Origin of the sequence: Pseudomonas sp. FSL W5-0299, from assembly GCF_005930655.1 — a bacterium.
Taxonomy (GTDB): Bacteria; Pseudomonadota; Gammaproteobacteria; order Pseudomonadales; family Pseudomonadaceae; genus Aquipseudomonas; species Aquipseudomonas mandelii.
Genome location: NZ_RXHX01000039.1, coordinates 14734 through 29427, shown reverse-complemented (window position 1 = coordinate 29427; position 14694 = coordinate 14734). Strand labels below are relative to the sequence as shown.

Genomic DNA, 14694 nt, shown 5'->3' with positions numbered 1-14694 from the left:
TGGCCGTTTGTTCGGCCGAAAATGCGTGAACCACTCTGGCACGCCGGTATGTCGGTTCGTGGGAAACGCTCGATCAACATTTGACCAGGGAATGGAAATAGGGGAGCCCGACCTTGAACATTTCAACGACCTGCGCCATGAGCAGCCTGTTGGTTTCGCTCACCGCTTCTGCTACCGGGATCATTCCGGTCTTCGAGCTGGACTTCACCCGATCCGCAACAGAAACGCTGCAAAAAATGGGCATCAACGACGCTTGTATTATTGCCGCTTCACATCCCGCTGAATTTACCTACTGCCGAGAAGGGTCTTCAACGCTCTGGAAGTATCAGGCGTTGGATCTAGAGCAACAGGCGGCGATCCAAATTGGCCAAACGCGGTCTTCGATGGATCATCAGCGAATTACTGTCGCGCAATTCAATAGCACTGCCTGCGAAGAAGATCACCTTGAGCCAGTGGTAAACCCGGCGATTGGTCTTGGATTTGTCCTCGGCTTGTTCACCCTGTTTCTGTTGATCGGTTTTCGACGCGCCCGCCACCTGTAATCCAAACGTGATGAATGCTTCCCACGGACTCTTGACTGCTGAACAAGCTGATAAGACGCCTGGCTGTTCCTGTCGCAAAAATCCTGGAGCAACGCAGCCTGGCGTTCCGGCCTTTTTTCACCACCAGGCAAGGTGGCCTGGTGCAGGTCAAGCGGATGATGGAGCGGTGCGGCGGGGTGTTCAGTGGGGAAAGTCGCGAGGGCGACGGCACGGTGTGTCCGCCTGTTGTTCAAGCGAATTCCCTGAATATGGGGAAGAACTTTACCCAGTAGCGGGTGCCATGCCCCAGTCGCTTTTTGGGCATGGCAAATTGATGTTGATAAGCCATTGTTCTGCTGGGTATTGATGCTTTGTATAGAACATTACGAATCTGGCGAACTCCTTGCACTCCTCCCATTACCCCCTTCACGATTTAGAGGCGGCTGGTGATGGACAGAAAAGCGCGGCACCCCTGCAAATGGTTTGGTCTCCTGACGCCCCTGAGCGTCCTTCTGACAATGACGCTCGGCACAACAAACCTGCGCGCCAGCCCGATCGACGACGAACGACAGCCCGAACCCTCCGACCCTTCAGCGTACTACGACGAACCGACTGACAAAGTAGGCGCCTTGAACGCCATTTTGACCATGCCCCCGGCTAACCTCGATTCCTTCGACTTGCCGGGTGGCGTCAAAGGCAGCAAAGACACCACGCGCAAGGAAAACATCCTGCCGCCAGCGCTGCAGACCAGTTTCAATTACCCCACCAACGGAAAACCCAGTCCGCTGTATGGTGCTCTGCCGTTCACTCAACCACTGGCGCTGTTCGAAGAATTCGGTGTGGAAAAACTCGACCCCACCACCCCGGCGGCACTGTTGCCGTTTCCACCCGCCGCCATTGGCCCGCTGCCACAACAAGATCCCACCAGCGTCGCACGCAGCGCTCCGCCGAGTGCGGCGCTCGACGCGTTCTTGCGTCAACCAGGCCTGACTCCGTTCCCCAGCCAGTATTCCAACGTGGTCGACCGCAACCCTTGGCAGAAGCAGATTGAATTTTTCCTCAACCGCCGTATCGGCTCGTCGGCTGAAGGCCGTCCGCCAGGAAAAGGCTGGTCGCACCAGCGCTGGAACGAGTTTTACCCGCAGGTGGCCTACAAGACCGTGCAAGCCGGCGCACGGGTGAATACCGGTTTGCGTGACAGTCGCCAGATGCACCGCTATGCCGTGGGTGAGTTCGGTCCCAGTGGTCTCTATTACAACGTGGCTGGCGTGCCAGCGACAGCTGGCACCTCCAAAGGATTTGAACCGCGTTTTCACCCGAAAATGCCGGTGCAGAAACACAACTCGGTCTGGACCTTCGACGGCACCTTGCCGCCAAAATTGCTCATGGTGCGGTACGGGCAACCCGTGTTGATGCGTCATTACAACGGCTTGCCGATCGACCCGTCGGCGAACATGGGTTTTGGTCTGCACACCATCACCACCCACGAACACAACGGTCACGTACCGGCGGAAAGCGACGGTTACACCAATGCGTTTTTCTTCCCTGGGCAATTCTACGACTATCGCTGGCCGATCCAGTTGGCCGGTTACGACAGCATCAACACCAAGGCTGAAGACCCGCGTGCAGCGTTTCCGTGCTCGCCGGGCGAAACCCTGTGGACTAACGACCTCGCCCCCGGCCGCAAAACCTGCGACAACGGGATGATCAAAATCCGCGGTGACTGGCGCGAAACCATGAGCACCCACTGGTTCCACGACCACATGCTCGATTTCACCGCGCAGAACGTCTACAAGGGCAACGCGGCGATGATGAACTACTACAGCGCCCTGGACCGCGCCAATGAATCGGTGAATGACGGCGTCAACCTGCGCCTCCCCAGCGGCAGCGCCTTGCCCTGGGGTAACCGCGACTACGACGTCAACCTGATGTTTGCCGACAAGGCGTGGGATAAGAACGGTCAACTGTGGTTCAACCCCTTCAACACTGCCGGCTTCCTCGGTGACCAGGTGCTGGTCAACTGGAAGTGGAAACCAACCTTGGACGTCCGTGCCCGCAGCTATCGGTTCCGTATGCTCAACGGCTCCGTGTCGCGCTACTTCAAGATGGCGCTGGTGCGCGAGATCAAGGGCACCAGCGGCGAGTTCCAAGGGCCTGTCGGGTCGGGCGTGTCGTATGCCCGGGTGCCGTTCCACCTGATCGCCAACGACGGCAATATCATGGAACACGCCGTGCCGTTCGACGGCACCATGGACCTGGATGCCGACGGTGACAAACAGAACCACAACGCGATCCTGCCAACCCTGGGCATCGCCGAGCGTTTCGACATCATCGTTAACTTCTCGAAAAACGGGATCAAACCAGGCGACAAGCTGTTCTTCGTCAACCTGCTGGTGCACCAAGACGGCAAGGGTCCGGAAGAACCCGTCGCCCTGGCTGACGTGCTGTCCGAGAAGTACCGGGCGATCATCAAGCAAACCAGCAAGGGGCCAAAGTGGGAGGACGGTGATCCGGCGGTAGGCAAGGTGTTGCAACTCAACGTCAAGGCTTACACCGGTCAGGACCTGGCCATGGACCCGGCCGCTTATGAGCCGGCCAAACCGGGCAAGGCTGAAGGCCTGTTTATGATCTCGCTGAAAATCCATCGCGACAATGCGGCCGACAAGGCGCTGCTGGCTCAGGCTCGTCACCGCACCTTTACCTTCGGCCGTTCTGATGGCACCGATGAAGCACCCTGGACGGTCAAGACCGACGGCGGTTTCGGGTTTCGCATGGACCCACGTCGGCTGAACACCTCGACCAAACTGGCCAGCGGTCCGACCGATGCCGGCGCCACGGGCTTCGGCACGCTGGAAGTGTGGCACATCAAGGGTAATGACACGGGCTGGGGCCACCCGGTGCACGTGCACTTCGAGGAAGGGATCATCCTCAGCCGTGGCGGCAAGCCACCACCGGAATGGGAAAAATGGGCACGCAAGGACGTGTATCGCGTCGGTTCGGAAAAGGATGGTACGGACAATGTCGAGATTGCGATCCAATTTCGCGAATTCGCCGGCACCTACATGGAGCACTGCCACAACACTCAGCATGAGGACAACTCAATGCTGTTGCGTTGGGACGTTGAAAAACCCGGGCAAGTGCAGTTGATGCCGACTCCGTTGCCGAGCTGGGATGGCGTGCGCTACGTGAACTCCGCTGCGCTGCCAACCTTCCGCACCGGCGACGGCTACGGTACCAAAGCAGCGGTCACACCATGATCCGCAGGGGAGCCGACATGACATCAACTACGCCGCGCTCCCGCGCCCTGGGCATGCACCTGATTTTGCTGCTGGTCACCGGCGTGCTGGCCGCTTGGCTGCTGCTCGCTCATGAAGGTGCACCGTCGCCGACGGAATCGGCGACACCCTGGGGCGGCGATTACTTCCCCAACACCTTGCTGACCGATCAGGACGGTCGGCAGGTGCGTTTTTTCGAGGACCTGATCAAGGGCAAAGTGGTGGTGATCAACTTCATCTTCACCACGTGCAGCGACTCCTGTCCGCTGGAAACCGCGCGCCTGCGCCAAATGCAACAGTTGCTCGGGGACCGGGTCGGGAAGGATATCTTTTTCTACTCGATCAGCATCGACCCGCTGAGCGATACCCCCGAGGTGCTTAAAACCTACGCCCAGCGCTTCAAGGTGGGACCGGGCTGGCAGTTTCTCACCGGCGAATTCGAGGCCGTTACCGACCTGCGAAAAAAACTCGGGCTGTTTATCGAAGGCGTCGACAACGGACGCAGCAAGGATCACAACCTGAGCCTGATCGTTGGCAACCAGAGCACCGGTCGCTGGATGAAAGCCTCGCCGTTCGAGAACCCGTGGATCCTCGCCGATCAGTTGGCCAATACCTTGCAGAACTGGAAGCAGGCCAGTGCCGAAGGGAGCTACGCCAATGCGCCCGAGATTCGTCCGCCGAGCAACGGAGAAGAATTGTTTCGCACCCGTTGCGCGTCGTGTCACAGCCTCGGGCCGCAAGACGGGCAGGGCATCGGCATGCGCAGCATCGGCCCGGACCTTATCGGCGTGACCCGTCAGCGAGACCCCGTCTGGCTCAATCGCTGGATCCGCGAACCGGACCGCATGCTTGCCGAAAAGGACCCGATTGCGCTGGAACTGTTTGAGCGCTTTGACAAGATTCCAATGCCCAACCTGCGCCTGGATGAAGACGCAGCGCAGTCCATCATGGATTTTTTGCAGGAAGAAACTGACCGTCAACAATCGTTGCAGGCGGCGCAGCTGCAATAGCAGCTGAATACAATCATTGAGCCGTCGGGCTCGATCAATGCCACCAGCACTGATCCAATGAAGAGGCTTCAACCCGGTACTCAGGAGCCACCCATGCAGATACTCCAACGCCAAAAAGTACCTGCGTTGCCGCACAGGGCGGCAGGAGAAGGCACGGGCTTGCGTGGCCAGTTCAATCTGCTGCGCTGGTTTTCCCTGGGCAGTTTTTTCATCATCGCCGCCGTGGCGCTGGGGCTGGGTTATATATCTACGCGCTTCGTCGTCGAGGAAAGCATCGAGCGCGACTCCATGCTGACTGCGCAATTCATTCAGGCCATTGGTGATGCCGAAATCCGCCACGCCTCGATTACCCCGAACAGAACCATGGGCGAAATGCTCGATCCTCGAGGTGACAATGCCTATTCCGACGTCGATCCTGGCTCTCGTGCGGCTGCCCGCACAGAGTTTCTTGATCATGTCGCACACTTGCCGGACACGCTGTTGGCGGTGGTGTACGCTCTGGATCGCACGGTGGTCTGGTCGACCAACCCGGAGTTGGTCGGCGTGCGCATTGAAAATGATAAGGAGCTGGACGAATCCTTTGAGATGAAGGAAACCGTGTCCACCAGCTACCACCAGATCGATGAAGAACGTCCCGAACAGATGCTGCTGCGCGAACCCAAGTACTTGTTCATCGAGAACTACATCCCGATGTTCAATGCCGACAAAAGCAAAGTGATCGCCATGGTGGAGATCTACAAAGAACCTGCGGACCTGGTGGCGCGCATCCAGCGTGGTTTCAAGTCGATCTGGCTGGCGACCCTGCTTGGTGGTGTCATCATTTACCTCGCGCTATTCTGGATTGTCTGGCGTGCGTCCGAGCTGCTCGAGAGCCAGCAGAAACAGTTGATCGCCAACGAAACCTTCGTGGCGCTGGGTGAAATGTCCTCGGCCGTGGCCCACAGTTTGCGCAATCCGCTGGCGAACATTCGCTCGAGCGCCGAACTGGCCCAGGAAATCGCCAGCCAGAATACGCAAAAGAACATCGGCGACATCATCAATCAGGTCGATCGCATGTCGCGTTGGGTTCGTGAATTGCTGATGTCGTTGCGGCCGATGAATGACGACTATGAGGCGGTGGATCTGGTATTGATCATTGATGACACCCTGGGTGCCTTCGACGCGCTGATCAAACGCTCCGGCGTTGAAGTCCGTTTCACACCCAAGGTCTGCCCGCCAGTGGTTAGTCAGCAGGTGTTGCTGACGCAAATTCTCAATAGCCTGATTGCCAACGCCCTGGAAGCCATGCCCAGGGGCGGCGTGCTGAGTATCGAGATTGAATCGCCGCAGACCGGCCATGTGTGCATGATCCTGAGCGATACCGGCAAGGGCATGACCAAGCAACAGCAACAAATGGTCTTCAAGCCTTTTTTTACCACCAAACAAGGCGGGTTGGGCGTAGGCCTGGCCCTGGTCAAAAGGATAATGGAACGCTTAGAGGGCTCGGTCGAGCTGACCAGCCAGGAGCAGGCAGGAACCCGCGTTTGTCTCAACTTTAAAGTGGCAACGGGGGGAGAGTACGGAGCACAGCATACCGCTGGTCGAGGATGATGGAGCGCTCATGGCGGGTTCTCACGGCGGATCAGGTGTATCGTCATAAGGGATGAGATTAGCTCAGCCTGTTGCGCAATGACCGCCCTGACCTAAGCTTTGGTCAAGGCGGAACACAATTGCGGTGCGTCACCCGGAACGATCACCGCGATGCGCAATCATTAGAGCGTGGATATCAAAAGGAGATGCGCATGCTCATCAGGTCTTTGACCCTGACTACCTTGCTGGCTTTCGCCGGCCCCTTGCTCGCCGCCGAAGACGGCTCACCGCTGGACAATGACAAAGGCAGATCCCGGCCACTGATTGTGATTGCTTCGAGTACCGTTGACCCGGTCTGGGTGAGCCTGAAAAAGGCGATGGACGATCCGGCCAACAAGGATGGCGTCAAGCAACGCAATATCAAGGTGTACACCGTGCTGAACATGTTCGGTCAGCTCGACGGCAAGGATCTCGGCCAGCAGGACACCATGGCGCTGATCCGCTCGCTGAAACTCGGCGCGGGGGCGTTTCCCAAAGTCATCCTGGTGGGCAAGGATGGCGAGAAGAAGTTCGAGAGTTCGGGGGATGAATCAAAGTCGGTCGACTTGAAGAAGATTTTCGACACCATCGACGCCTTGCCAGCCGCCGAAAAAGAAGCCGCACCGCCGACAGTCGCAACGCCCGTCGTCGCCGAACCGGCCGCCAAAGGCGCCAAGGGTGCAAAACCGGGAAAACCGGCGAAACCGGCCAAGCCTCCTGAAATGCCTGACGATTGAATCCCTATTGACCTCGGGTGAGCAGACTCCGATTCTTGTAAACGTCGCCACCCACTGTGGGCGCGAGCGTGCTCGCGAAAGCGGTCTGACAGGCAACCTTGATGTTGGATGTGCCAGCTCCTTCGCGGGTAAGCCCGCTCCCACAGGGATGCCCTTTTGGCACAAGGGTTGGGGGCGTTACCAGTTGTAGCGATAGCCGACCGTCAGCGCCCAAGGCTGTTCGATATCGTTGCCTTTGGTGTAGCCCGCTTCGGCGAAGAAGTTGTGTTTTTCAACCGCCGTCACAGTGACGCCACCCGCTACCTCGGCTCGTGAACCCGGCAAGCGGCTGTCGAGTTTTGCCTCGTTGACGTTCACTGTGCTGTCACCTGCATGTTCGGTGATCCAGGCGGCCTTGACGTAAGGTTTCACCGCAACGCCATTGCCTGGCTGCAGATTTCGCCCGAACGCCCCGCCAACACGGCTTTGCAGCGAAACCATCGAATCCTGTTTAACGCTCAGGCCATTGCTCGCCGTGTAGCTGCCGCCACTGATGCGCGCTACCTGCAGCCCCGCTTGGGGTTCAACGAACCAGCCCTGGCTTAGGTCGATAGTCTTGCCGAGTTGAACGTCAGCACTCACGGCGTGGTTCTTGTAGCGCGCCTTGACCTTGTCGCCGAGGTTGCTGGTGATGTCGACGTCATTGTTCAGGTGGCTGTATTTCAGCGCGTCATCGACATACATCCCGCTGCGGTCCAGATAGGCGGCATAACCCCCCAGCGTCGCGCTGTCGATCGTGCCATTGCTGGCCTCGCCAAAGTGTTGCCGCGCCTGACCCTTGCCGAGCAAGCCGCCCACATACAGCGTACCGTCGGCAAAGGACAGGGCCGTGTCGGCGCCGATTTCCAGGCCGTTGACCTGTTGCTGGAACGCGCGACTGGCACCTGTGTCCAGGCGTTGTTCAGTGCCATAGCCACGGATCCACAGACCTCCCTGATCCTTACCCGAACGAAGATCGCCCAAATGCTGGGTCGTCGCATTCATCTGCGCGCCGATCAGCGCAGCGGAGGCGGCGTGGCTGGCGACCGCCGCGTTGGCGCCTTTGCTGAGAACTTTTGCCTGAGGAACAGGGTGAGTCTGGATCGGTTGCGGCGTTTGCGGTGGCGGGGCGATGACTGGCTTGTCTGGCTGTTCAGTGACGGGTGGGGTCACCGGGTTCACTGGATCGACCGTATCGATCGGATCTACGGGATCTGCCGGATCTACCGGATCTACGGGATCTGCCGGATCTATGGGATCTACCGGATCAACCGGATCCAGGTCAGGTGTGTTTTCGCCTGGTTTGGCCAGGAACCAATCGTCGTCGTGCTGTTGCAGGGTGTAGCGGTAGGCGCCGGCATCGACGGTCCCGCCATGGAGTTTAAAATCACCGCTGCCACCGTTGCCATCCACCAGCATCAGTTGCTGCTGCTCGCCGCTCGGCGCGTTCCCGGAGTCGGCAACCACCAGGGTGTGGCTGTCGCTGATCGGCCCTTGCACCTTGATCAGGTCGCCTTGCAGTGAGGCCAGGTCCGTGTTCATCAGGAAGCTGCCATTGCCGGTCAACGGGCCTTTAATCGTCAGCGTGTGAAAACCGTTGATGGCCGGATCGGCGAACGTGACTTGACCGGCGATATGGTTCGCGCCGCCCAGCACTGCATCACCCTTGAGTCGCAGAACACCACCCGAATTGATCGTTGTGTCACTGGCTTCGGCCAGGTCGCCGAGCACCATGAGGCCACCCTGATTGACGGTGGTGAAGTGGATATGCGGGCCAGCCCCACTATCCATCATCCCGCCCTGATTGACCACGGTGTTGATGACCGAGGCGTTCTCGCTGAGGGAAAGTTCGCCACCGTCATTGACCGTCGTGCGGTCGGCATTGCCGTTTTCGTAAACGGTCATCTGACTGTTGTTGACGAAAGTGTTCTTGGCGGTGGCATCGGTATACACCCACATAGTGCCGCCTTTGAGCTGGGTATCACTGACCACCGCGTTCTGCGCCACCTCCAGGTTGCCGTCGTTGACGATGGTGCGCAGGGCTGTGGCTGAACCGACGACGACCATGGTGCCGTTTTCAACGACGGTGCTGAATGCCGCCGCAGAGTCATAGACACTCAGCCTTCCACTGCCATCGACTGTGGTGCCGTTCGCGCGCCCGCCGTCCAGAAGTTGGATGAACCCATTGCTCACGGTGCTATCGGTCAGAGTGCCGCCCGTACCGACGTAAATCGTCGAGCCATCGTTCACCGCTACATTGGCCTGAGGCGTTGTCAGGCAGTTGAGCGAGTCGCAGCTGGCAGCAAAGGCGCCGGCAGGCGCGCAGCCCAGCATCAACAATGCCCCGGACAGGGAGACACGAGAAAACGGTACACCAAAAGTAAACATAACGATCCGCCGACTGCATGGAAATGAGCCGCGGATTCTCCGGGTGTGGGCGAGGCGGATAACGCAGGCACTTCCTATCTTTTTGTAGGACGCGTCCTACAAAAGTCGACCGTTGAGGTGCTCTTGAAGGCTGTTTTGCAGGCGTTGCATCTGCTCGGCAAAGGCCTGATGCAGGCGACTCAGGGCGTCTAGCGGAATCGACTGGCCACACGCCTGCTCCAGTTCCTCGCAAGCGCTGATCAGCGGCGCCGCGTGGATGATCCGCGCGCTGCCGAGGATCTTGTGACTGCGCCGCCCCATGGCGCTGTAATCGCCAGCGGCATACAGCGCCTGCATGGCGTCGAAGTCTTCCTGATTAGTGCGCAGCACCGTGGCCAGCAACTGGCGAGTCATGGCCGCATCACCCGCCGTAATATCGCTGACCTTCGAGATATCGAAGCAGGGGGCCGCCGCCTGTTGCACTTGTTCGACCTGGCGAAGATAGCGCTCAAGCGCCGAGCGGGTGACGGGTTTGAACAGGCAGTCGTTCATGCCGGCATCCAGGCAGCGCTGGATTTCCTGAGGCTGAGCATTGGCCGTCAGTCCGACCACATGGGTTGCAGTTCGTCCTTCCCGGGCCTCGACCGACCTGAGTTGGCGGGTCATCTGGTCGCCGCTCATTTGTGGCATGTTGCAGTCGGTGATCACGTAGTCGAAGATTTCCCGGTCCCACACCCGCAATCCCTCGAGCCCGTTCTCGGCGCACGTCACGCGCATGCCCAGCGACTCCAGTTGACGTTGCAGCACCACGCGGTTGAACTCGTGATCTTCGACGATCAGGATATCGCGCGCTGGCAGCGGTGCCAGGTGTTCAGTGCTGTCCAAAGGCGCCGGGGCGTCGTCAGGCGCCAGGTCCGCGTCGAGTTCCAGGGTAAAACACGAGCCTTGTCCCGGCGCGCTGACGCAGCTCAGTCGCCCGCCCATCAACTGCGTCAATTGCTGACAGATCGCCAGGCCCAGCCCCGTACCGATCTGCAACTCGCTGTCGCTGGATGCGAACTGGGTATAGGGCTGGAACAGCCGCTCGCGCTGTTTATCATCCATGCCGACACCGGTGTCTTGAACACTCAGGCGCACGTGGGCGAGGTCGCCTTGCGGTTCAATCAACAGCTGTACCATTACCGAACCTTGCGGAGTGAATTTGATCGCGTTGCTGATCAGGTTGGACGCAATCTGCCGGAACCGCAGCGAGTCCAGCTCCACTGCGGTATCGAGCCCTTGGTTGATGAATTCCAGCGCGACGTTTTTCTGCTGCGCAAGGCTGGCGAAACTCTGAATCACCGTGCTGACCAATCGCTCGGGATGGCAGGTGCCGCTGCGCAGCTCGAACTTGCCGGATTCGATTTTCGACAGATCAAGAATTTCGCCGATCAGCTCCATCATGCCGCTCGCGGACTTTTGTGCGATGTCGATCAGCTGCGCGTCGGAGCGATGGTCGCGCATCAGTTCGAGCACGCCGATCAAGGCGCTCATCGGCGTGCGGATCTCATGGCTCATCACCGCGAGGAAGTGACTCTTGCCCCGGTTGGCTGCTTCTGCCAGGTCCTTGGCCTGATGCAGTGCGTGCTGCAAATGCTGCTGTTCGGTAAGGTCGATCCAGCCGCCGATCACCCCGGTCATGGTGCCGTCGGAATCGCGGTAGGGCAGGGCCCAGTGGTAAATGTGGTACGTCTTGCCGTTGACGGTCATGGTGAAGTTGTCGAAGGACGGCTCGCCGCTGTCGAGCGTCGCGCGATGAATGCGCTTGTAGCTCCAGGCGTCGTCGGGGGCAAGAATGTTTGCTTCGATCAGGCCTTTGCCCTGCACCTGCTCCAGTTCGATTTCCATCACTTGCAGGTAGGCGCGGTTGCAGGTCAGCAGCAAGCCTTGGCGGTCGCGCACGTAAATCGGATGCGGCGTGCCGTCCACCAGCACTTTCATGAACTCCAGTTGGTCATTCAGGGCTTTTTGCGCTTTCTGACGTTCGGCGATTTGCCGGCGTAAGCCGCGGTTCCATGCCAGGATCGCCAGCACTACCACCAGTAGCCCCAGCACCGCTTTATAGAACCAGCTTTTGTAAGCGCTCCAGCCGCCCTGGCTCTCCTGCGGGTTCTGCCAGCGGTTGGCCAGGTCGCTGAACTTCTCGGGACGGATATCGAGCAGGGCCTTGTTGAGGATCGAGACCAGTTCGGCATTCTGATGCCCGGTGGCAAAGCCGATCAGCGCGGGTTGGGAGCCGATCACCGAGTCGATTTGCAGTCGGCCACGGAAAAAACGGTCGATCAGGTACGTCGCGCCCAGTTGCGGCTGGATGACGCCCTCGACCCGGCCTTCAGCGAGCAATTCATACGTCTCGATGGGCGCGTCCACTGAGACCTGTTGAATGTCCGGCCACTCGCGTTCCAGCCAGTTGGCGGCGGCCGAGCCTTTGACGAGCGCGACTGGCCGGCCTTTCATGCCCGTCAGGCCCGAATGCTCGGGTTGCGTGCGTGTCACCAGCACAAAGGGGTTGATCACGTAGGGGCGGGAGAACATCAGGCCGGGTTCGCGGCGTTCACTGTAGGTCAGCGCGGCAATGATGCTGACCGGGTCCCGTTGTGCCCGGCTGGTCATGGCATCGACGGAAGTGATTTTGCTCGGACGGAACACCAGCCCCGTTCGGTCATTGATCAGTTCCAGCAAGTCCGCCGCCATACCGCGGAGTTGACCTTCCGCGTCGAAAAAGCTGAAGGGCGAATACAAGTCATTGGCCAGCACGTCGATCTGCGGGTGATCCTTGATCCATTGCTGTTCCACCGGCGTCAATTGCAGACGGCTGTAACCCAGCCTTGGATTGGCGCCGATGCCCCAGCGCCGGGCCATCACGCCGCGTTCCTGGGGGGAAATGTTTGCCAGGGCACTGTTGAGCAGCGTGCGCAACGGCGTGTTCCCGCGCTGTACCGCAAAGCTGAAGCCCAGGCCTTCGGAGTCGCGCTGGATCGTCTGCTTAAGGCTTTGCTGATAGCTGCGCTCCACCAGGTACTGCGCGGAAATGGCGTCGGTGAGCAGCACCATTCCTTCGCCATAGGCAACCCGGCCCAAACCTTCATCGGTCGAGTGCACCGACTCGACCTGCAACTGCGGGAACAATGAGGCAACCCGTTCCCGCTGAATCCAGTCGGGATCGAACAATACGGTAGTGCCGGCCGGGGGGTGGTCTGCGGGCCAGTGCGTACCGAACTTGCTGATCAACACCGCCTGGTCGTAGGCGTAAGGTGCACTCAGCAGCAGATCGGCACGGACGGCTTCGAGGTGATTGATTCGCGGCACCAGATCGACTTCGCCCTGTTGCAGCGCGGCCAGCGCCTGTTCCTGGCTGGCATAGCGATTAACCTGCAAACGTACACCGAGCCCACGGGCCAGCACGTCGAGGTAATCGGCGGAGAGGCCTTCGTAATCCTTTTGATTGGCGGTGATATCCAGCGGCGGCCGGTCGGGCAGATACACGCCAACCCGCAGCACGGCATTTTGATGGAGCCACTGGCGTTGCGCGGCCGTGAGTGTGAGCGCGACGCTGCTGTCCGCGGCGCGGCTGAGCAATGAAAGCGGTTCTGCGCACGCGCTATAGGACAGGAGCATCAGCACGCCCAGCAGCACTCGGCGGATCGCGGTCATGAGTCAGACCAGATCATTGCGTTTGGCAAATTCGATCAGCTCCAGCAGCGTCGAGACGTTGAGCTTTTCCATCAGGCGGGTTTTATAGGTGCTGACCGTCTTGTTGCTGAGCAGCATGTCGTCGGCGATTTCCTTGTTGCTCTTGCCCAGTGCCAGACCGTGCAGCACTTTGAGTTCACGGCGGGTAACGGCGCTCAGGAGCTGCGCATCGTTGTGGGCGAAATCGCTTTTGCGCACCGAATCGAACGTGCTGACCGGAAACCACGTCTTGCCGCTGGCCACGGCTTTGAGCGCGGCGACGATTTCTGCCGGATCATCGATTTTCGACAAAAAGCCCGATGCGCCGGCCCGCAGGCACTGCGCCGCGTAGGCCTGGCTTCTCAGCCCGGTGTGCACCAGCACATGGGCCTGGCTGCCGCCGATGCGCAGCCGGTCAATGACCGCCATGCCGTCGAGTCGCGGGATGTCGAGGTCCAGCACAATGGCATCCGGCTTCAGCTCGAATGCCTTGCTGAGGGCGTCTACACCGTTGTCGCACTCACCGACAATCTCATGGCCCTCACGGGCCAGAATCATCCCGATTGCCATGCGCACCACAGCGTGATCATCGACCAACAGTACTTTCATGGGTCAGCCCTTAATGCTCTGATTCAGCATAGTCCTGTCGCAGATAAGCGGTATGGAGGGCTGATGCGTGGTGGTGGGGTGAGAAAAAAGAGGGCGATGCTACTTGGTTTGGGTGGGGTATGTAATCTTTAACGAGGGCGCCATTGTGCAGCACCACAGGTTTTGCATTGGTCGACAATCGGGTTCAAATCGATCCTCCACAGCGGCTATAAAAACCGCGTGTACCGCTGGGGGCCTGATTTCATTGGTCTCGGAAATTTCCTGCAAGTCCTATCGGACTTCATGAACTGGTTTCTGTCAGAGCGCGCCGTTAGCCTTCGTCAGCCACCGCAACCATTGCGGTCGGACGTGGGAGTCCGCAACACAGAGGGATCCAGGGACGAAATAACCAATGGCCAGAAAGGAGCCTCGTCTATGAAGAAGTTCGGCAAAAATGATCCGCAACGCCCAACCGATGCCACTCACCTGAAGCTTGTCCGGGCGGGCGACACGACCGAGCACGACACCCGCATTCGAGTGCGCAAGCCCAGACGTTCCGTCCCGATCAACCAGATCTTGTCTGTTGCCCCGGGCGTCGACACCCTCACGCTCTTGCATCAGGCCAACGAAACCCTTGCGTCGCTGAATGCGGTGCTTGTGAATTTTGCCGTCAAGCTGGATGGCTCGAACAGGGTGATGCTGGGGGCGATTCAGCAGTTGGCGGGGATTGCAGAGTTGTTGGTGGCTCAGGCTCGGGACAATCTTGATCCGAGGAACGATGCGCCTGACGCTCCAGCGCCGACTCGGCACTGAGCCGACGTAATAACGACAATGGGCGACCCCAAAGAGGTCGCCCATT

Annotated in this window: 9 protein-coding genes and 1 pseudogene; 7 read left to right on the top strand and 3 right to left on the bottom strand. The window is 59.3% G+C overall.

Annotated features, from left to right (window positions below; translation table 11 throughout):
* Positions 1-137: 137 nt before the first annotated feature.
* From FHL16_RS34150 to FHL16_RS28890, 6 genes and pseudogenes are all read left to right on the top strand, one after another.
* Positions 138-542: a hypothetical protein gene (locus FHL16_RS34150; RefSeq protein WP_158080554.1), complete on the top strand. Its 405-nt coding sequence runs from the start codon at positions 138-140 to the stop codon at positions 540-542.
* A gap of 86 nt (positions 543-628) precedes the next feature.
* Positions 629-788 (top strand): annotated as a pseudogene (locus tag FHL16_RS34580) (two-component sensor histidine kinase); the annotation flags it as partial.
* A gap of 182 nt (positions 789-970) precedes the next feature.
* Complete coding sequence (locus tag FHL16_RS28905) at positions 971-3778, top strand: multicopper oxidase domain-containing protein (protein WP_077750004.1); 2808 nt, start codon at positions 971-973, stop codon at positions 3776-3778.
* Between the two features lie 17 nt (positions 3779-3795).
* The gene (locus tag FHL16_RS28900) at positions 3796-4806 is read left to right on the top strand and encodes an SCO family protein (RefSeq protein ID WP_138739092.1); all 1011 of its coding nucleotides are present in this window, start codon (positions 3796-3798) and stop codon (positions 4804-4806) included.
* A gap of 93 nt (positions 4807-4899) precedes the next feature.
* Positions 4900-6396, top strand: a complete 1497-nt coding sequence (locus FHL16_RS28895) for an ATP-binding protein (RefSeq protein WP_077750001.1) — start codon at positions 4900-4902, stop codon at positions 6394-6396.
* Between the two features lie 191 nt (positions 6397-6587).
* Positions 6588-7151, top strand: coding sequence for a DUF4174 domain-containing protein (locus FHL16_RS28890; RefSeq protein ID WP_077750000.1), 564 nt, complete (start codon positions 6588-6590; stop codon positions 7149-7151).
* A gap of 177 nt (positions 7152-7328) precedes the next feature.
* Here FHL16_RS28890 and FHL16_RS28885 read toward each other — a convergent pair whose 3' ends face one another.
* From FHL16_RS28885 to FHL16_RS28875, 3 genes are all read right to left on the bottom strand, one after another.
* A complete protein-coding gene (locus tag FHL16_RS28885; RefSeq protein WP_077749999.1) occupies positions 7329-9557 on the bottom strand; it encodes an autotransporter outer membrane beta-barrel domain-containing protein in 2229 nt (742 codons plus the stop codon).
* Positions 9558-9653: 96 nt separating this feature from the next.
* Positions 9654-13229, bottom strand: coding sequence for an ATP-binding protein (locus tag FHL16_RS28880; protein ID WP_077749998.1), 3576 nt, complete (start codon positions 13227-13229; stop codon positions 9654-9656).
* 3 nt (positions 13230-13232) lie between these two features.
* Entirely contained in the window at positions 13233-13856 is a 624-nt protein-coding gene (locus FHL16_RS28875) for a response regulator transcription factor (RefSeq protein ID WP_077749996.1), read from the bottom strand.
* A gap of 414 nt (positions 13857-14270) precedes the next feature.
* Between FHL16_RS28875 and FHL16_RS28870 the strand changes: the two genes are divergently transcribed.
* Positions 14271-14648, top strand: coding sequence for a DUF6124 family protein (locus tag FHL16_RS28870; RefSeq protein ID WP_077749995.1), 378 nt, complete (start codon positions 14271-14273; stop codon positions 14646-14648).
* Positions 14649-14694: the final 46 nt, after the last annotated feature.

Excerpts from the sequence above, each read along its gene's own strand:
- FHL16_RS34150 (WP_158080554.1), top strand. The coding sequence starts at position 138 with ATGAGCAGCCTGTTGGTTTCGCTCACCGCTTCTGCTACCGGGATCATT.
- FHL16_RS28905 (WP_077750004.1), top strand. The coding sequence starts at position 971 with ATGGACAGAAAAGCGCGGCACCCCTGCAAATGGTTTGGTCTCCTGACG.
- FHL16_RS28900 (WP_138739092.1), top strand. The coding sequence starts at position 3,796 with ATGACATCAACTACGCCGCGCTCCCGCGCCCTGGGCATGCACCTGATT.
- FHL16_RS28895 (WP_077750001.1), top strand. The coding sequence starts at position 4,900 with ATGCAGATACTCCAACGCCAAAAAGTACCTGCGTTGCCGCACAGGGCG.
- FHL16_RS28890 (WP_077750000.1), top strand. The coding sequence starts at position 6,588 with ATGCTCATCAGGTCTTTGACCCTGACTACCTTGCTGGCTTTCGCCGGC.
- FHL16_RS28885 (WP_077749999.1), bottom strand. The coding sequence starts at position 9,557 with ATGTTTACTTTTGGTGTACCGTTTTCTCGTGTCTCCCTGTCCGGGGCA.
- FHL16_RS28880 (WP_077749998.1), bottom strand. The coding sequence starts at position 13,229 with ATGACCGCGATCCGCCGAGTGCTGCTGGGCGTGCTGATGCTCCTGTCC.
- FHL16_RS28875 (WP_077749996.1), bottom strand. The coding sequence starts at position 13,856 with ATGAAAGTACTGTTGGTCGATGATCACGCTGTGGTGCGCATGGCAATC.
- FHL16_RS28870 (WP_077749995.1), top strand. The coding sequence starts at position 14,271 with ATGAAGAAGTTCGGCAAAAATGATCCGCAACGCCCAACCGATGCCACT.